This window comes from Streptomyces sp. NPDC017246, assembly GCF_044331325.1.
Taxonomy (GTDB): Bacteria; Actinomycetota; Actinomycetes; order Streptomycetales; family Streptomycetaceae; genus Streptomyces.
In genome coordinates this window covers 59,168-76,966 of the sequence record NZ_JBIRMW010000018.1, presented here as the reverse complement: position 1 = coordinate 76,966, position 17,799 = coordinate 59,168, and the positions used below count along the sequence as shown (strand labels likewise).

Annotated in this window: 14 protein-coding genes; 4 read left to right on the top strand and 10 right to left on the bottom strand. The window is 70.5% G+C overall.

All coding sequences use genetic code 11. The annotated features are described in order from the left end of the window. Positions 1–126 precede the first annotated feature (126 nt). Positions 127–744 carry a TetR/AcrR family transcriptional regulator gene (locus ACH4MY_RS32275; RefSeq protein ID WP_398007524.1) on the bottom strand — a complete coding sequence of 206 codons (618 nt, stop codon included), beginning with the start codon at positions 742–744 and terminating at the stop codon, positions 127–129. A 133-nt stretch (positions 745–877) separates the two neighbouring features. On the opposite strand from ACH4MY_RS32275, the gene ACH4MY_RS32270 reads away from it, so the two are divergent. After that, positions 878–2,431 carry an MFS transporter gene (locus tag ACH4MY_RS32270; protein ID WP_398007522.1) on the top strand — a complete coding sequence of 518 codons (1,554 nt, stop codon included), beginning with the start codon at positions 878–880 and terminating at the stop codon, positions 2,429–2,431. 54 nt (positions 2,432–2,485) lie between these two features. Here the strand turns inward: ACH4MY_RS32270 and ACH4MY_RS32265 are convergent, their stop codons facing one another. Genes ACH4MY_RS32265 through ACH4MY_RS32255 form a run of 3 tightly spaced genes read right to left on the bottom strand, consistent with a single transcriptional unit; the run spans position 2,486 to position 5,710 of the window. Further along, on the bottom strand, positions 2,486–3,394 hold the full coding sequence (locus tag ACH4MY_RS32265; protein WP_398007520.1) for an ADP-ribosylglycohydrolase family protein: 909 nt from the start codon (positions 3,392–3,394) through the stop codon (positions 2,486–2,488). A 12-nt stretch (positions 3,395–3,406) separates the two neighbouring features. Next, positions 3,407–4,066: a histidine phosphatase family protein gene (locus tag ACH4MY_RS32260; RefSeq protein WP_398007519.1), complete on the bottom strand. Its 660-nt coding sequence runs from the start codon at positions 4,064–4,066 to the stop codon at positions 3,407–3,409. Positions 4,067–4,099: 33 nt separating this feature from the next. Next, positions 4,100–5,710: an ABC-F family ATP-binding cassette domain-containing protein gene (locus tag ACH4MY_RS32255; RefSeq protein ID WP_398007517.1), complete on the bottom strand. Its 1,611-nt coding sequence runs from the start codon at positions 5,708–5,710 to the stop codon at positions 4,100–4,102. A gap of 94 nt (positions 5,711–5,804) precedes the next feature. Between ACH4MY_RS32255 and ACH4MY_RS32250 the strand changes: the two genes are divergently transcribed. Continuing rightward, positions 5,805–6,494: a TetR/AcrR family transcriptional regulator gene (locus ACH4MY_RS32250; protein ID WP_398007515.1), complete on the top strand. Its 690-nt coding sequence runs from the start codon at positions 5,805–5,807 to the stop codon at positions 6,492–6,494. Positions 6,495–6,576: 82 nt separating this feature from the next. On the opposite strand, the gene ACH4MY_RS32245 is transcribed toward ACH4MY_RS32250, so the two are convergent. Together ACH4MY_RS32245 and ACH4MY_RS32240 are read right to left on the bottom strand one after the other, a co-directional pair. After that, entirely contained in the window at positions 6,577–7,182 is a 606-nt protein-coding gene (locus ACH4MY_RS32245) for a YdbC family protein (protein ID WP_398007514.1), read from the bottom strand. A 42-nt stretch (positions 7,183–7,224) separates the two neighbouring features. Further along, positions 7,225–7,959, bottom strand: a complete 735-nt coding sequence (locus tag ACH4MY_RS32240; RefSeq protein ID WP_398007512.1) for an arylamine N-acetyltransferase — start codon at positions 7,957–7,959, stop codon at positions 7,225–7,227. 238 nt (positions 7,960–8,197) lie between these two features. Between ACH4MY_RS32240 and ACH4MY_RS32235 the strand changes: the two genes are divergently transcribed. Further along, entirely contained in the window at positions 8,198–8,728 is a 531-nt protein-coding gene (locus tag ACH4MY_RS32235) for a TerD family protein (protein ID WP_398007510.1), read from the top strand. Positions 8,729–8,866: 138 nt separating this feature from the next. Here the strand turns inward: ACH4MY_RS32235 and ACH4MY_RS32230 are convergent, their stop codons facing one another. Continuing rightward, positions 8,867–11,761 carry a vitamin B12-dependent ribonucleotide reductase gene (locus ACH4MY_RS32230; protein ID WP_398007509.1) on the bottom strand — a complete coding sequence of 965 codons (2,895 nt, stop codon included), beginning with the start codon at positions 11,759–11,761 and terminating at the stop codon, positions 8,867–8,869. 171 nt (positions 11,762–11,932) lie between these two features. After that, positions 11,933–12,442: a transcriptional regulator NrdR gene (nrdR, locus tag ACH4MY_RS32225; protein ID WP_398007507.1), complete on the bottom strand. Its 510-nt coding sequence runs from the start codon at positions 12,440–12,442 to the stop codon at positions 11,933–11,935. A gap of 439 nt (positions 12,443–12,881) precedes the next feature. On the opposite strand from nrdR, the gene lexA reads away from it, so the two are divergent. Continuing rightward, complete coding sequence (lexA, locus tag ACH4MY_RS32220) at positions 12,882–13,670, top strand: transcriptional repressor LexA (RefSeq protein ID WP_030325322.1); 789 nt, start codon at positions 12,882–12,884, stop codon at positions 13,668–13,670. A gap of 109 nt (positions 13,671–13,779) precedes the next feature. Here the strand turns inward: lexA and ACH4MY_RS32215 are convergent, their stop codons facing one another. Next, the gene (locus ACH4MY_RS32215) at positions 13,780–15,753 is read right to left on the bottom strand and encodes an ATP-dependent DNA helicase (protein WP_398007505.1); all 1,974 of its coding nucleotides are present in this window, start codon (positions 15,751–15,753) and stop codon (positions 13,780–13,782) included. Positions 15,754–15,803: 50 nt separating this feature from the next. Then, entirely contained in the window at positions 15,804–17,789 is a 1,986-nt protein-coding gene (locus ACH4MY_RS32210) for an IucA/IucC family protein (protein ID WP_398007503.1), read from the bottom strand. Between the last annotated feature and the right edge of the window lie 10 nt (positions 17,790–17,799).

The window sequence follows — 17,799 nt, the reverse complement described above, 5'->3', positions numbered from 1 at the left end:
GCGCCTGACAGGTTACGCCGCTCGGCGCCGGGTGCGATACCCGGATTCCCCTCGGGCTCCCGAGAGGACCTCGCTCGCCCGGCCGGATCCGTGCGTGCCATCCCTCGGGAGCCGCCCCCGCCCGCGTCAGGCACGCAGCAGCGGCACCATGATCCGGTCGACCAGGTCGGCGATCTCGCCGTCCGGCCATTCGCTCGCGCACACCTTGGATCGATACATCATCATGGCGGGAATGACGTCGATGACCAGGTCGTCGTTCGCGTCGGCCCGGACCTCGCCTCGCGCGATTCCGCGCCGCAGCACGTCCCGGACGAGGCGGGCCGAGGGCTCGACCACTCCGGTGGTGATCAGACCGTGGAACCTCTCGGCGGACCCGGCATCGCATTCGTGAAGCACAGCGCGCAGGGCGAAGCCGGGCTTGGAGTACATGACGTCCCGGACGCGGAGGCACAGCTCGTACAGGTCCTCGCGCACACTTCCGAGGTCCGGCGCCTCGTCGAGCACCGGCAGTCCGGCCTGGAGGGCGTCCGCGACGAGGTCCTCCTTCGACGGCCAGCGCCGGTACACCGCGGCTTTGCCCGTCTGCGCGCCGACCGCGACGCCCTCCATCGTCAGACCGCTCCAGCCGACGCGGCTCAACTGGTCGAGCGTGGCCTCCAGGATGGCCCGTTCAAGGACGGGACCGCGACGTCGGAGCGATGCCCCTTCCGGCCGGGCGGCGGCCGTGGAGCGTGAAGTAACCATCAGGGTCTCTCCGTTGAGGCGATGTCAGGTCTTCGGCAGCGCACAGTGAACGGTTGCGTTCACTGAGGGGGACTCACTACCGTGATGGACAGTGAACGGGTGCGTTCACTAATTCTTCCGTGGGGGATCCATAGTGACAACTTCTCCGGTGGACACACAGACCAAGGACGGGCCTGCTCGCGCCGGAGGTCGGCCGGGCATCGCCCTGACCGTCATCGCCGCCTGCCAGCTGATGGTCGTCCTCGACGCCACCATCGTGAACATCGCACTGCCGCACATCCAGGACGCGCTCTCCTTCTCGACGACCGACCTGTCGTGGGTGCTCAGCGCCTACACGCTCACCTTCGGCGGTCTACTGCTCCTCGGCGGGCGCGCGGGCGACATCCTGGGCCGCCGCCGGGTGTTCATCGTCGGCATCCTGCTCTTCACCTTCGCCTCGCTCGTCGGCGGCTTCGCCCAGGAGCCCTGGCACCTGCTCGCCGCGCGGGCCCTGCAGGGAGTGGGAGGCGCCATCGCCTCACCCACCTCGCTCGCCCTGATCACCACGACCTTCCCAGAAGGACCGGAGCGCAACCGGGCGTTCGGCGTGTTCGCCGCCGTCTCCGCCGGTGGTGGCGCGATCGGTCTGCTCGCCGGCGGCATGCTCACAGAGTGGCTGGACTGGCGCTGGGTTCTCTTCGTCAACGTCCCGATCGGCCTGCTGATCGCCTTCCTCGCCCCGCGCTACATCGCGGAGTCCGAGCGTCACCCGGGCCGCTTCGACATCGCGGGCGCCACGACCTCGACCCTCGGCATGGCCGCGTTGGTCTACGGGTTCATCCGGGCGTCCGAGGAAGGCTGGAAGGACGCGCTGACCATCGGCTCGTTCGTCTCCGCGGTCATCCTGCTCGTGGCCTTCGCGCTCGTGGAGTCCCGCGCCAAGGAGCCGATCACCCCGCTCCGGATGTTCGCGGACCGCAACCGTTCGGGCACGTACGTCATCATGCTCAGCCTGGCGGCCGCCATGTTCGGCATGTTCTTCTTCATCGCGCTCTGGGTCCAGGGCGTCCTGGGCTACACCCCGATCCAGTCCGGGCTCGCCTTCCTGCCCGTGACGGTCGCGATCGGTGCCGGCGCGGGTCTCGCGCAGCGGCTGCTGCCGGCCCTCGGCCCCAAGCCGTTCATGGTGAGCGGTGCGGCGATCACGGGCGTCGGCCTCTTCTGGCTGACGTTCATCGAATCGGACAGCAGCTACGCGAGCGGTGTCCTCGGCCCCATGGTCCTGTTCGGTTTCGGCATGGGCCTCAACTTCGTGACGCTCACGCTCACGGCAGTCTCCGGAGTGGCCCAGCACGAGGCGGGCGCCGCTTCGGGTCTGCTCAACGCCACGCAGCAGGTCGGCGGTTCGCTCGGTCTGTCCATCCTGGTCACCGTCTTCGGCACGGCGAGCCGCGAGGAGGGCGAGAAGCAGTTGCCCGGCTTCCTCGCGAACTCGACGCCCGAGCAGCAGGCCGAGGCGATGAAGACGAAGGAGCTGCCCCCGCCCTGGGGCCACGAGGTGCTGACCTCGGGCATCTCCTCGGCGTTCATGGCCGCTGTGGCGATGGTCCTGATCGCGCTGGTCACGGCCGTCCTGGTGATCCGGGTCCGCAAGAGCGACCTGGAAGCGCTCAGCGGGCGCGCGGAGGCCGCCGGGCCGGTGGCCTGAGAACACACCGATGGCCCCTGCGTCCCGACCGGGGTGCAGGGGCCATCGGGCGTCTCAGGCCGTCGTGACCGGAATCCACTCCGGAAGGTCCTCGGTCTGCCGCAGCCACAGCTCGGGAGGAGCTCCGGCCGCCGCCGAGGCCACCACGCCTCCGGCGATGGCACAGGTGGTGTCGACATCTCCACCGACCTGCGCGGTCGTCCAGAACACCCGCTCGAAATCGCCGAGGCCACGGGCCGCCGACCAGAGGGCGAACGGAACCGTGTCGTGCGCGCTCGTTCGTCGGCCGCTGCCGAGCACCGCGGCGACCGTGCCCGCGTCGCCGTAGTCGAGCATGTCCCGGGCCCGGCGCAGCCCCGCCCCGACCGCACTGCGCGGCACCAGGGCGATGACCCCGTCGAGGAGCGCCTCTGGCGTGGGCGGTCCCGCCGGGTCGGCGGCCAGGGCGGCCGCGGCGGCGACGGCCATCGCGCCGACCACGGCCTCACGGTGCTGGTGGGTGGTGTACGCCGAGATCTCGGCCTGGTGCGTCGCCTGCTCCGGGTCGTCCGCGTACCAGGCGCCGAGCGGGGCGATCCGCATCGCGGCGCCGTTGCCCCAGGACCCCTGGCCCTGGAAGAGCGCGGCGGCGAGCTCCCGCCAGTCGCCCCCTTCCCTGATGAGCCGGAGCATCCGGTTCACGGCCGGGCCGTATCCCCGGTCGAAGTCGTGGTGCTGGGCGAAGGACATCGCCAGGGCGTCCTGGTCGATGCGTTCGTGGCGGGCGAGGACGGCCAGGACGGAGCAGGCCATCTCGGTGTCGTCGGTCCACTGCCAGGGGCCGGCGGGCAGCTCGCGCCGCTTGAGCAGGGGATAGTTGGCGGGTACGAAGAACTGGGAGCCCAGGGCGTCTCCCACGGACAGCCCGCGCAGGCTGGCCAGGGCGCGGTCGAAGCGCCGGTCGAATGCGGAGTCAGCGGTCATCGGTCTGCCACTCTATCCGGTGGGGCCGTACGGTTCGGGGGTACGCCAGCGCTCGAACGGCCTGTCCAGACGGTATCGCCCGTCCTCGTCGAGCCGGAGCATGCGGGTCTCGGCGTTGCCGGGATTCGACAGCGACTCGAAGTCCGCGACCGTCCAGTGGAACCAGCGCATGCAGAACAGCCGCATGGTCAGTCCGTGGGTGACCAGCAGGACGTTGGGCGGGTGGTCGGGCGCCTCGAAACTGCGGTACAGGCTCTCCAGGAACGCCCCGACCCGGTCGTAGACGTCCGCCCCCGACTCCCCCTGGGCGAAGCGGTAGAAGAAGTGCCCGTACGCGTCCCGGTAGGCCTTCTGCAGTCGTACGTCCTCCCTCTCCTGCCAGTTGCCCCAGTCCTGCTCCCGCAGCCGCGGCTCCTCCCGCACCCGGACCTGCCCCGGGGGCAGCCGGAAGGCACGGAGGGTCTCGTGGGTGCGCCGGTACGGCGAGACATAGACGCTGACCGCCTCCTCCCCGAAGAGCTCCCGCAGCCGCTCCCCCGTCTCCTCCGCCTGTCGCAGGCCGGTCTCCGTGAGCCTCAGCGCGTGGTCGGGCTCGCGTTCGTACACCGTGTCATCGACATTGCCCTCGGACTCTCCGTGCCGTACGAGGACGATGCGCCGCGGTCGTGCCATACCCCGACCCTAGATCGCCGGTCCCGGGCAGGCTCAGCCGAGGAGGCGCCCGGAGTCCATCCGGCGTATGTCTCCGGTGAAGCGGCGCCGCAGCGCACGGTCGTGCGAGACCACCACCAGGGCTCCCTTCCACTGCTCCAGGGCCTGCTCCAGCTCCTCGACGAGTCCCGGGGCCAGGTGGTTGCCGGGCTCGTCGAGCAGGAGGAGATCGGCGGGCCGGGCCAGCAGCCGGGCGAGTGCCAGCCGGCGGAGCTGGCCCGCGGAGAGAGCGCCGACCGGAACGCTCAGGTCGGCCGGGCGGAACAGTCCGTACGACAGGAGCAGTTCGGCGCGCTCCTCCTCGGGCAGTGCGAGCCCGCGTCCGAAGCAGGCCAGCAGCCGTTCCTCCTGGTGCCGGACGGCGACGTCCTGGGCGAGGTACCCGATCCGTCCCGTGCGCCGGACGTCCCCGGAATCGGGGCCGACGGCCCCTGCCATGACTCGTAGCAGCGTGGACTTCCCCGCGCCGTTGCCGCCGTGGACGAGCAGCCGGTCCCCCGCACGGACGGTGAGCGCGTCGACGGCGAGGCGGTCCGCGACCCGCACTCCGCTCAGCGTGACGAGCGCTCCCTCGGCCGACCCGGCCGGCGGCCGGGCGGCGAAGGCGAGGGGCGGCGGCGGCTGCGGCACGGGCTCCTCACGGAGTCGTCTCAGCCGCTCCCGGGCGTTGCGGACGCGGCCCGAGACGGAGGCCTGGACGCGGCCCGCCGCCCGGTCGAACGCCATCTTGTTGTTGTCCTTCATCTCCCTCCCCGGCGCGACACCGCGAGCCGTGGTCGACGCGTACGCCTCCAGCCGTGCGGTCTCCTCGCACCATTCCTGGTACGCCTCCTCCCAACGCCAACGGGCCGCTTCCCGTGCCGCGCGGTAGCCGGCGTATCCGTCGCCGTACCGCACGAGCGCGCGTCTGTCGGCGTCCACCTCGACGATCGCGGTGGCGACCCGCTCCAGGAAGGTCCGGTCGTGGGAGACGGCCACGAGGGTGCCGCGGTGCGCGAGGAGCGCGCCCTCCAGCCAGTCGAGTGCCTGCGCGTCGAGGTGGTTGGTCGGCTCGTCGAGCAGGAGCACCTCCGGGCCGGCGGCGACCGCGCAGGCGATGCCGAGCCGGGCCAGCTCGCCGCCCGAGAGGCTGCCAAGCCGTCGCCCGCGTCCCGTACCGGCGAGACCGAGTCCGTACAGGGCTTTGTCGACCCGGGCGTCGGCCTCGTACCCGCCCCGCAGCTCGTAGGCGGTGAGGAGCTCGCCGTATGTATCGAGTTCCGCCCGGTCCGCCGAGTCGAGTCCGGCCTCGAGTGTGCGGAGCCGCCGCTCCATGGCGCGGAGTTCGGCGAGGGCGGCGTCTATCGCGTCGCCGACGGTGGCCCCGGGCGGCAGTTCGGGAGTCTGGGCCAGCATCCTCATGCCGCCGTCGGCGACGGTGACGACCCTGCCCTCGTCGGGCTGCTCCGCCCCGGCGAGGAGGCGCAGCAGGGTGGACTTCCCCGCGCCGTTCTCCCCCACGATCCCGATCCGCTCCCCGGGGCGTACGGAGAGCGAGACCTGGTCGAGAAGCAGTCGTTCGCCACGGGTCACGACGACGTCGTGCAGCGAGATCTGAGTGGGCAAGGGCGCCTCCGAAAGTCGGGACCGTCAAATGCAACCTTGATTGCATTAAGGCGAGTGTGGCACACTCGGACCCCTAACGCAACGGGAGTGGCAATTGAATGACTCGATCGAGGAGCCGTCGACCCCCGCACCCGGCAGCCTGCGACCCGGGGGGCGCACCGCCCGCACCCGGGCGGCCGTCCGGGACGCCGTCCTGACCGGTCTGTCCGAGCACGGCTACCCGGCTCTCACGGTGGAATACGTGGCGGAACACTCGGGTGTGCACAAGACGACGCTCTACCGCCGCTGGGGCAGCGTCGAAGGTCTCCTCGCCGATGCGCTCGACCTGGCGAGCGAGGACACCTGGACGCCGCCGGACACCGGGAGCCTCTCCGGGGATCTGCGCGCACTCGCGCGCGAGGTCGTCGACGCCTTCGGTGATCCCGCGGCAGGCGCCGCCCCGACCGCGTTCGTCGGCGCCGCGTTCCAGTCTCCGCGGGCGGCCGAGGCACTGCACGCCTTCTACGCCGAGCGGTTCCGGCGCTGCGAGGACGTCGTCACCCGGGCCGTGGCCCGCGGCGCGGCACCGCGGGGTACGGACGCCGGTGCGGTCGTCCGGGCGGTCTCGGCACCCCTGTTCCTCAGACTCTTCGTCACCCGGGAGCCGATCGACGGCGCGGTCGCCGACCAGGCGGCACAAGCCGTACTCGCCGGGGTGAACGCGGGCGCATTCGTCACGACGCAGCCGACCCCGACCCCGGCTCAGCCCCTTCCAGCCCCGACTCCGGCTCCGGCCTCGCCGTAACCCCTCCCGGTCCCGGCCCAGCCCGTCCCGGCATCGCCACCAGACGTCCCAGGCCGGCCAGAACGGTCGGCCAGGAGCCAGCTCAGACCGTCCAGGTCGACTCGAGCTGCACCACGTCCCCGGCCAGCGCCGCCACGTCGGCCGCCGTCTTGGCCCGGAGCCCGAGCCGCTCGATCCGCTCCACCCGGTACTTCCCGTGCTCCGCCGCGGACTGCCACATCGACAGCACCAGGAACTCGCTCCCCGGCGCCTCCCCGAACAGTCCCCGCAGCATGCCGGGGGACCCGGCCATGGCCGGGTTCCATACCTTCTCCTGCATGAGCGCGAAGTGCTCGGCCCGGTCCTCGTGGACACGGCAGTGCGCCACCCGAGCCACGTCGGCATCGGAGAACCGCGGCTCGAACCCCGTCTTCACGTCGAAGCGGTGGTCGAACAGCTTCACCTGGATGTCCTTGAACGTGCCCACCTGCGCGGCCGCCAGACGATCGTGCGAGCGCGCCATGAACGAGTCGTAGAAGGCCCGGCTCTCCCAGAACGCGAAGATGTGGGCGACGTCCGGCCGAGCCCGGCTCCACCCGCCGCCCTGTCCCCGGAATCCCGGCTCACCGAGCAGCCCCGCCCATTTCCGCTGTCCCCGCTCGAACCCACGACGGTCCATCACGGTGCAGCGAATCCACTTGACCAGCACCGCGCCATCGTACGGGCCCGGCGACCGCCCCGGCAGACCTCGTCAGGCTCCCGCCGGGTGCATTCGCTCCAGACCCGTGCGCTCCTCGTCGTCCAGTTCGATGCCGAACTCGCCCTCCAGAACGGAGATCAACTCGCTCGCGGTCACGACCCGTTCCTCGGCGACTCCGTCCGTCCCCACCGTCGACAGCCGGTCGCGCACCAGCGCCCTGCGCAGCTCCGCGCCGGGTCTCTGGGCCACCACCTGGCCGAGGAATCGGGACTCCGGATGGCTGGAGCTGTAGTGGTTCATGACGGTGAAGTCACCGGGGTAGAGCGCCTGCGAGGAGAAGGCGTACAGATCGGTCCAGCCCTGCTGCCGCAGGGAGCGGAGCACGTGGATGCCCTCTGCCTCGACTCCGATCCCGCACGTCCAGCCGCTCTGCTCGACGTGCGCCCCGTCCCGCAGGGGCACCGGCTCCAGCGGCCCCTGCCAGCCGAACCCGACGTCGGCGAGCCACTGTTCGCCGTCGATCGTGACGACGAGGAGTGCGTGCGTGACGGGCGACAGGGCCGCGCCCCGCGAACGGTTGCGGGCTCCGCGCCCGGCCACCGAGAAGCCGATCCGTTCGAGCACCGCCGCGAACAGGGAGTTCTGCTCGTAGCAGTAGCCTCCGCGGCGACGCTCGACGAGCTTGCCCTGAAGGCTCTTCACGTCCAGGGGGACCTGCTTCCCCAGGGCGACGTCGAGGTTCTCGAAGGGAACGGCCCGGATGTGCGCCCGGTGAAGGGCCGTCAAGGTGCGTATATCCGGGGCGAGTTCGCCGTCCCGTTCCGTCTCGTATCCGATTCGAGCCAGATATGCGTCGAGATCCAGCTGCTCACCGCTCCACAAACCGCTCTCCCCCTCATCCCCCGGGTCCGCTGTCGTAGCCCCATGACACCATGAGCAATCGGCCCACGACCACGGGCTTTTGAGCGGTTCGACGGTACGACGCGAGGCGTGCGCGGGGGCGTACGCGGAAAGGGGAAGCGCCATGAGCGGACTCAACAAAGGGGTGGGACGGGTCGAGGTCACGCTCAGGTGGGACCCTGCCCGGATCGGCGCACCGGCCCACGACCTGGACCTCGTCGCCGGCGTCTTCACCACGGACGACCCGCACGGGGCGCCGGTCCATCTGGTGCACTTCGGCAGTCGCTCCCCCGACGGCACGATCACGCTTCACCGTGACAGCCGTACGGGCCAGGGATTCGGCTACGACGAGGCCATGACCCTGGAGCTGGACCGGCTGGCACCGACGTACGCGCGCGTAGTGGTGGGCGTCACGATTCAGCAGGCCGGTGGGCGGCTCGCCTTCGGCGACATAGCGAACACGGGCATACGCGTCCGCGAGGGCTACACGGACCTGCTGGTCCACGACTTCGCGGACGTGCCCGGCTCCCTCTCGGCGACGGTCGTGGAGTTCACTCGCGACGGCGCCGAGGGCTGGACGTACCGCCCCCTTCTCCACGGTTTCGACGCCGACCCCCAGGACTTCGCCACGCTGCTCGGCTCCGCGCGCCCCTGAGACACGGGACACGCGGCCGCCCGGCGGCCCGGCACGACGAAGGGGACCCGCCCGAGGCAGGTCCCCTTCGTCGAGGCTCTGGTCAGTCACCCGCGCGGACCGCGTCGGACATCACGTCCGACGCGCTCCCGCGGAGTGTCAGCTGCAGCCGCTGGTCGAGCCGCAGCCCTCGCAGATGTAGCAGGAGCCGGCGCGCTGCATCTTCGTACCGCAGGAGAAGCAGAGCGGGGCGTCGGCGCTGATGCCGAGCTGCATCTCGACGAGCTCCGCCGAGGTGTGCGCCTGCTTCGGAGCCGGGATCTCGGTCTTCGGGGCCGGGGCCGCGACGGCCTTCAGCTCCTGGGCGCGGGGCGCGGACTGGGCCAGCGCCTCGACGTCGACGTCGTCCTCGTCGGACTGCTCGTAGGAGCCGGTGTCCAGGTGACGCTGACGCTCCTCGGCCGAGTGGATGCCGAGGGCCGAGCGGGTCTCGAAGGGCAGGAAGTCGAGCGCCAGGCGGCGGAAGATGTAGTCGACGATCGACTGCGCCATCCGCACGTCCGGGTCGTCCGTCATGCCGGCCGGCTCGAAGCGCATGTTGGTGAACTTCGAGACGTACGTCTCCAGCGGGACGCCGTACTGCAGGCCGACGGAGACGGCGATGGAGAAGGCGTCCATCATTCCGGCGAGCGTCGAACCCTGCTTGGACATCTTGAGGAAGACCTCGCCGAGACCGTCGTCCGGGTAGGAGTTGGCGGTCATGTAGCCCTCGGCGCCACCGACGGTGAAGGAGGTGGTGATCCCCGGACGGCCCTTGGGGAGGCGCTTGCGGACCGGGCGGTACTCGACGACCTTCTCGACGGCCTCGCGGATCGTCGCCTCGGTCTTCGCGGTGACCTCGACCTTCTCCTCTTCCTTCTTCTTGGCGGAGAGGGGCTGGCCGACCTTGCAGTTGTCGCGGTAGATGGCGAGCGCCTTGACGCCCATCTTCCAGGCCTCGAAGTAGACCTCCTCGACGTCCTCGACCGTGGCCGTCTCCGGCAGGTTCACGGTCTTGGAGAGGGCGCCCGAGATCCACGGCTGGATGGCGGCCATCATGCGGACGTGGCCCATCGCGGAGATGGAACGCTCGCCCATGGCGCAGTCGAAGACCTCGTAGTGCTCGGCCTTCAGAGCGGGGGCGTCGATCACATTGCCGTGGTCGGCGATGTGGGCGACGATCGCCTCGATCTGCTCCTCCTGGTAGCCCAGGCGGCGCAGGGCCTGCGGAACGGTGCCGTTGACGATCTGCATAGAGCCGCCGCCGACCAGCTTCTTGAACTTGACCAGGGCGAGGTCGGGCTCGAGGCCGGTGGTGTCACAGGACATCGCGAGACCGATGGTGCCGGTCGGGGCGATGACCGAGGCCTGGGCGTTGCGGAAGCCGTTCTTGGCGCCGAGGCGGATCACGTCCTGCCAGGCTTCCGTGGCGGCGGCCCAGATCGGCGAGTCGAGGTCGTCGGTGCGGACGGCCTTGGTGTTCTCGTCGGCGTGCTGCTGCATGACGCGCTGGTGCGGCTCGGCGTTGAGGGCGTAGCCGTCGTACGCGCCGACGACCGCGGCGAGCTCGGCGGAGCGCTTGTACGAGGTGCCGGTCATCAGGGAGGTGATGGCACCGGCGAGGGCGCGGCCGCCGTCGGAGTCGTACGCGTGGCCGGTCGCCATCAGCAGGGCGCCGAGGTTGGCGTAGCCGATGCCGAGCTGGCGGTAGGCGCGGGTGTTCTCACCGATCTTCTGGGTGGGGAAGTCGGCGAAGCAGATGGAGATGTCCATCGCGGTGATGACGAGCTCGACGACCTTGGCGAAGCGCTCGATCTCGAAGGACTGGTTGCCCTTGCCGTCGTCCTTGAGGAACTTCATGAGGTTCAGCGAGGCGAGGTTGCAGGACGTGTTGTCCAGGTGCATGTACTCGCTGCACGGGTTCGAGCCGTTGATGCGGCCGGACTCGGGGCAGGTGTGCCAGTGGTTGATCGTGTCGTCGTACTGGATGCCCGGGTCGGCACAGGCCCACGCGGCCTCGGCCATCTTGCGGAAGAGCGACTTGGCGTCGACCTCCTCGATGACCTCTCCGGTCATACGGGAGGTGAGGCCGAACTTCCCGCCGGACTCGACGGCCTTCATGAACGTGTCGTTCACGCGGACGGAGTTGTTGGCGTTCTGGTACTGGACGGACGTGATGTCGTCGCCGCCCAGGTCCATGTCGAAGCCCGCGTCACGGAGGGCGCGGATCTTCTCCTCCTCCTTGACCTTGGTCTCGATGAAGTCCTCGATGTCGGGGTGGTCGACGTCGAGGATGACCATCTTGGCCGCGCGACGGGTCGCGCCGCCCGACTTGATCGTTCCGGCGGAGGCGTCGGCGCCGCGCATGAAGGAGACCGGACCGGAGGCGTTGCCGCCGGAGGAGAGCAGCTCCTTGGAGGAGCGGATGCGGGAGAGGTTCAGGCCGGCACCGGAGCCGCCCTTGAAGATCATGCCCTCTTCCTTGTACCAGTCGAGGATGGACTCCATGGAGTCGTCGACGGCCAGGATGAAGCAGGCGGAGACCTGCTGGGGCTGGGGCGTGCCGACGTTGAACCAGACCGGCGAGTTGAAGCTGAAGATCTGGTGCAGGAGGGCGTAGGCCAGCTCGTGCTCGAAGATCTCGGCGTCGGCGGGCGAGGCGAAGTAGCCGTACTCCTCGCCGGCCTTCGTGTACGTCTTCACGATCCGGTCGATGAGCTGCTTGAGACCGGTCTCGCGCTGCGGGGTGCCGACGGCCCCCCGGAAGTACTTGCTGGTGACGATGTTGACCGCGTTCACCGACCAGAAGTCGGGGAACTCGACGCCACGCTGCTCGAAGTTGATCGAGCCGTCGCGCCAGTTGGTCATGACGACGTCACGGCGCTCCCACGCCACCTCGTCGTACGGATGCACGCCGGGGGTGGTGTGGATGCGCTCGATACGCAGGCCCTTGCTCGCCTTGGCTCCCTTGGAACGAGAACCACGTGCTGCCGGACCGCTCGCCGTCTCTGTCATGCCGCCTCCCATATACGGGCAAAACACACTTTGGCACCCAGAAAGTCCCAGGGCACCGTCTTCTGTACGTCGTTCTGTACTGCTGCCACAAGCGCCACGGGGGTCGCTCGAGGCACGTCTGCCAGGCCGCACCGCGGCCGGTCGCCGGGCACTGCGGGCCCGGACCGCCGATCAGTCGGCGGCGGTGGCGGGAACGGGGACCTCGGGGGTCGCACCGGTCCCGCGGTTCTCAGCGGGAGGCCGCACGCGGAGTTCCACGATGGCGGCCTCGAAGTCTTCGAGGCTGTCGAAAGCCTTGTACACGGACGCGAAGCGCAGGTACGCGACGACGTCGAGCTCCTGCAACGGGCCGAGGATGGCCAGACCCACGTCATGGGTGGTCAGCTCGGCGCTGCCGGTGGCGCGCACCGCCTCCTCGACCCACTGGCCGAGCTTGGCGAGGGCGTCCTCCGTGACCGGTCGCCCCTGGCACGCCTTGCGTACGCCGGAGATGACCTTGGTACGGCTGAAGGGCTCGGTGACACCGGACCGCTTCACGACCATGAGCGAACACGTCTCCACCGTCGTGAAACGACGGGAGCAGTCGGGGCACTGGCGACGGCGTCGGATCGACGTCCCGTCGTCGGTGGTGCGACTGTCGACGACACGGCTGTCGGGGTGCCTGCAGAAGGGGCAGTGCATTGGTTCCGACCCTCCCTCATGGCACGACTGGTGAACCCCGCCCGACCCGTCAAGGCCCTGCGAAGCGACCACCAGCATAGGCGATACGAGCATCCCCGGCAGACCGGGGACCACTACCCCTGGGTGGCCGGTGCCATCCAACCACTAGATCTTGGGTTGCGGACACTTCCGGGCCCTCTGCGTGTCGCAGCGCGCCGGCTCCCGCGAATCCGCCCCTCCGGGTGCGACACTGGGAGGGTGCACCGGATGCTCGCGGCCCAGCGGCGAAGGCTACCGTAACGACCGAATTGGGACGGCGGCGTGAGAGTGCTCATACACCCGCATGCGTACAGGCGTAAGGCAATCTGCGAATTTTCACTCGAACGTGTGTTTGGCGCAACCTTTCGAAAGCCACTACCGTTGTGCCAGCCAGGGAGACCATTCGAGAGGGGCCGACGACGTGACCACCACCGCAGACAGTGCCACCATCACCGCCCAGGACCGCTCCCAGGGCCGACTCGAGCCGGTGCACGCCATGAACGACACAAGCATGAACGGCGAGGACCCCGGGCGACCCGCCCGGGCCCTCCCCGGGCGACCTCCAGGCATCCGAGCCGACAGCTCCGGTCTCACCGACCGGCAGCGCAGGGTCATCGAAGTCATCCGCGATTCGGTCCAGCGACGCGGCTACCCGCCGTCGATGCGTGAGATCGGGCAGGCGGTCGGCCTCTCCAGCACCTCTTCGGTGGCGCACCAGCTCATGGCGCTCGAGCGCAAGGGCTTCCTCCGCCGCGACCCCCACCGCCCCCGGGCGTACGAGGTTCGCGGTTCCGACCAGCCGAGCACCCAGCCGACGGACACCACGGGCAAGCCCGCCGCGTCGTACGTGCCCCTGGTCGGCCGGATCGCGGCCGGTGGCCCGATCCTGGCCGAAGAGTCCGTCGAGGACGTCTTCCCGCTCCCCCGGCAGCTGGTCGGCGACGGTGAGCTGTTCGTCCTCAAGGTCGTCGGTGACTCGATGATCGAGGCCGCCATCTGCGACGGCGACTGGGTCACGGTGCGCCGTCAGCCCGTCGCGGAGAACGGCGACATCGTCGCGGCCATGCTCGACGGCGAGGCGACGGTCAAGCGCTTCAAGCGCGAGGACGGTCATGTCTGGCTGCTCCCGCACAACGCGGCGTACCAGCCGATCCCCGGTGACGAGGCGACCATCCTCGGCAAGGTCGTGGCGGTACTCCGGCGGGTGTGACACACCTCGCCGGCTCTGACCGGGCCCCGGGACCCACTGCGCCGGTCCCGGGGCCCTGCCGTGTCCGTAGGAGCCCCGGCACGCTCCGGGGCTCCTACGGGCGTGGACCTCAGGCACCCGCCGCCTTCGACGCGGCGTCGATGGCAGCGAGCGACTTCCGCACCTGGTTGCGGTCGGTCGTGTACCAGAAATCGGGCAGCGAGGCCTTCAGATAGCTGCCGTACCGGGCCGTGGCCAGCCGGGAGTCGAGGACCGCCACGACACCCCGGTCGCCCGTGGCCCGCACCAGACGGCCGGCGCCCTGGGCCATCAGCAGGGCGGCATGGGTCGCCGCGACCGCCATGAAGCCGTTGCCCCCGGCCTCCTCCACGGCCTTCTGCCGGGCACTCATCAGCGGGTCGTCCGGGCGCGGGAAGGGGATCTTGTCCATGACGACCAGCTGGCAGCTGGCCCCCGGGACGTCCACACCCTGCCAGAGCGACAGCGTGCCGAAGAGACAGGTCTTGGGGTCGGCCGCGAAGTTCTTGATCAGCTCACCGAGCGTGTCCTCGCCCTGGAGCAGGATCGGCAGCTCCGGAACCCGGGTCCGAAGCTCCTCCGCCGCCTGCTGCGCCGCACGCATGGAGGAGAACAGGCCGAGGGTGCGCCCGCCGGCCGACTGCATCAGCTCGGTCAGCTCGTCGAGCATGTCGCCCCGGTCGCCGTCCCGCGCGGGGCGGGAGAGGTGCTTGGCGACGTAGAGAATGCCCTGCTTGGGGTAGTCGAACGGGGAACCGACGTCGATCCCCTTCCAGACGGGCAGGTCGTCGCCCGTGGTGCCCTCCGGAGCCAGGCCGAGCGAGGCGCCGACACCGTTGAAGTCGCCGCCGAGCTTGAGCGTGGCCGAGGCCAGGACGACGGACCGCTCCGTGAACAGCTTCTCCCGCAGCAGGCCCGAGACGCTGAGGGGTGCGACCCGCACCGAGGCGCCGAAACGGTCATGACGCTCGTACCAGACGACGTCGTACTCCGACCCCTGGGTGATCCGCTCCGCGACACCGTGCACGTTCTCCACGAAGGCCATGGCCTGCTTGCGTACGGCGTCCTCGTCCTGCACGGCCCGGTCCCGGGTGGAGCCCAGGGCCGTGATCACCGCGCGGGCCGCGTCCCGCAGCGCCATCAGGGCGTACGCGAGGTCTTCGGGGATCTCCTCCAGGCGCCCGGGCAGAGCCAGCTCCATGACCCGCTCGAAGCCCTCGGCGGCGGTCTGCAGCTGGTCGGCGACCTTCTCGTCGACCAGCTTGGCGGACCGGCGGACCGCGCGGTTGACCTGGCCGGGGGTGAGCTCGCCGGTGGCGACCCCGGTGACCCGGGAGACCAGCTCGTGCGCCTCGTCGACGATCAGCACCTCGTGCTGCGGGAGCACCGGGGCGCCCTCGATGGCGTCGATGGCGAGCAGGGCGTGGTTGGTGACGACGACATCGGCGAGCTTGGCCCGCTCGCGGGCCGCCTCGGCGAAGCACTCCGCCCCGTACGCGCACTTGCTCGCACCGAGGCACTCCCGGGAGGAGACCGAGACCTGCGCCCAGGCCTTGTCGGAGACGCCCGGCGTCAGGTCGTCCCGGTCCCCGGTCTCCGTCTCGTCCGACCAGTCCCGGAGCCGCATCAGGTCCTGACCCAGCTTGCTGGTGGGCGCGGCCGCCTCGAAGGGGTCGAAGAGGCCGTCCTCCTCGTCCTGCGGGACGCCTTCGTGCAGCCGGTGGAGACAGAGGTAGTTCGACCGGCCCTTGAGCATGGCGAACTGCGGGCGGCGACGCAGCTGCGGATGCAGTGCGTCGACCGTCCGCGGAAGGTCGCGCTCGACGAGCTGGCGCTGCAGCGCCAGGGTGGCCGTGGCCACCACCACCCGCTCCCCCTGGGCCAGTGCCGGCACCAGGTAGCCGAGCGACTTGCCCGTGCCGGTACCGGCCTGGACGAGGAGGTGGGAGTTGTCGTCGATGGCCTCGGCCACGGCCTCGGCCATGGTGACCTGGCCGGGCCGCTCCGTGCCGCCGACGGCGGAGACGGCGGCGTGGAGGAGGTCGGGGAGGGATGGCTTCGTCATAGCTGGTCCAGCCTACGGGGCTCCACTGACACCCAGGGCACGCGCGCGCGTCACGCGAGCGGGTTGGGGACGGTCCCGTGGACGGCCGCGTGAGGGCGCTCGGGGCGGTCACGGTAGCCGTCCAGGTGCAGACGGTTGCGGTTGAGGCAGAGACGCTCGATCCGGGGGGTGAGGAGGTCGAAGAGCTCGAACCGTTCCTTCAGCTCGGGGAAACGCGCCTGATGGCGGAGGATCTCGGCCCGGACGAGGGACCAGAAATCCTGCTCGGGAAAATCGAGTTGCTCCTCGCAGAGCGGCGCCAGATAGCGGAAGACACCGACGAAGAGCCCCGAATGGATGAACTGGACGAGGAAGTCGGGTTCCTCGGTCAGGAGGACGGCGCGCACGTCGTCCGGCAGGGTGTCGTGCTCGGGGAGCGGCCGGGCACTGATGTTCACGTCGTCGACGAAGTCCTTGATCGCCAGTCGTACGGGGACGTCCTCGTCGTCGTAGACGACGATGGCGTTCTCGCCGTGCGGGGAGAAGACCGTGCCGTACTGGTAGAGGAAGTGCAGCAGCGGTGGCAGCAGGGCGGCGAAGAGGTGCTGGAGCCAGACGGCGGGGGCGAGTCCGGACCGCTCGACGAGTTCGGCGACGAACGCCCGCCCCTCGGGATCCGCGTGGAGCAGGGAGGCGAGGGTACGGGCCCGCTCGCCCGGGGGCAGCCGGAGCGGTTCGCGCCAGATCGCGCCGAGAAGTTCCTTGTACTGGTAGGGGACTTCGGGGAGCCGGTCATACAGGGGATGCTCGACGGTGACGGAGGCGACCTCGCCGAGAAGGACCACCCCGCACTCGTCCCGCAGGAAGGGGTCGGCTTCGCGCAGGCCGTGCACCCAGGCGGTGACGGCGGGGGCGGCCAGAGTGCGCTCGGTGGGCAGACCGCGCCAGACGAGGGTGTTGAGCACCGACAGCGGGAGTTTGACGGTGTGCCGGTCGGGGCGGCTGGTGTTGAGGAAGGTGCGGACCGACTGCTGCGGAAGCCGGAGGTCCCCGTCCGTGCGAAGCGGGACGACGGTCCCTGCGGCGACCGCCGGGGCGTAGAGCGGGAGGAGGACCTCGTCCCACTGCCAGGGGTGGACGGGCAGCAGGAGGTAGCCGTCGGGTTCGTGGCCGCGGGCGGTCAGCTCGGCACGGAAGGCGGCATGGACCTCGGGGTCGAGCTCCTGGGCGTAGAGACGGTCGGGGGTGTCGAGACCCGACACCCCTCGGTACGCGGCGAGGCGGTTGCTGACGGCGATCCACGGCAGCCGGGCCGCGCGACGCGCCTCGGGGGCCCAGCGGGCGGCGTCGGTGGCGGAGAAGCCGATACGGCCCTTGTTGAGGACGAGCCAGGGGTGGCCGGTCTGATGGCCTTCGAGTTCCGCGTAGGAGAGGTCGGCGAGCCGGGCGGCCGGAAGGGCCGTGTGGTCGAGGCGGGCGTCGGCGGCGAGAGTGGCGGAGAGCTCCCGGATGAGGTGGCCGAGGGTGGCACCGTCGAGCTGAAGGAGACGGCGGGCCCGGACCAGGAAGTCGAGGGGGTCCGTCATGGGCCGGCCCTCGTGGGTGATCGTGTCCGCGGCGACGTGCCAGCTGCCGTAGGCGCCTCGCCGGGCACGGAAGGTGAGGGTCGTGCCGTCGTCGAGGCGCAGTGTGTAGCGGTGGGGGGCCTCGTCGGTCGCGGGGGCGAGGTCCGCTTCCTCGGCCGCGATGGCGGGTTCGGCGGACGTGAGGTTCGGGGCGACCGCGGGTTCGGCGGACGTGAGGTCCGGGGCCGCCGCGGGTTCGGCGGACGTGAGGTCCGGGGTCACCGCGGGTCGGGGTTCGGGTTCGGGTTCGGGTTCGGGTTCGAGGATCTCCTCGTAGGCGAACTCGGCGAGGGCCTTGGCGAGGAGGCGGGAGGAGGCGCGGGTCCAGGCGGCGGCGTTCAGCTCGGGGGGCGCGAGCAGGTGGGGTGCCGGCGTCGGTTCGGCCGTGGGGGACGGGGCGGGCTGTGCGGAGTCGTGGGGTGCAGGGGACATCGACACGAGG

Bases quoted from the DNA above. Each gene is read 5' to 3' on its own strand.
- nrdR (WP_398007507.1), bottom strand. From the start codon at position 12,442: ATGCACTGCCCCTTCTGCAGGCACCCCGACAGCCGTGTCGTCGACAGT.
- ACH4MY_RS32275 (WP_398007524.1), bottom strand. From the start codon at position 744: ATGGTTACTTCACGCTCCACGGCCGCCGCCCGGCCGGAAGGGGCATCG.
- ACH4MY_RS32260 (WP_398007519.1), bottom strand. From the start codon at position 4,066: ATGGCACGACCGCGGCGCATCGTCCTCGTACGGCACGGAGAGTCCGAG.
- ACH4MY_RS32265 (WP_398007520.1), bottom strand. From the start codon at position 3,394: ATGACCGCTGACTCCGCATTCGACCGGCGCTTCGACCGCGCCCTGGCC.
- ACH4MY_RS32210 (WP_398007503.1), bottom strand. From the start codon at position 17,789: ATGTCCCCTGCACCCCACGACTCCGCACAGCCCGCCCCGTCCCCCACG.
- ACH4MY_RS32230 (WP_398007509.1), bottom strand. From the start codon at position 11,761: ATGACAGAGACGGCGAGCGGTCCGGCAGCACGTGGTTCTCGTTCCAAG.
- ACH4MY_RS32235 (WP_398007510.1), top strand. From the start codon at position 8,198: ATGAGCGGACTCAACAAAGGGGTGGGACGGGTCGAGGTCACGCTCAGG.
- ACH4MY_RS32215 (WP_398007505.1), bottom strand. From the start codon at position 15,753: ATGACGAAGCCATCCCTCCCCGACCTCCTCCACGCCGCCGTCTCCGCC.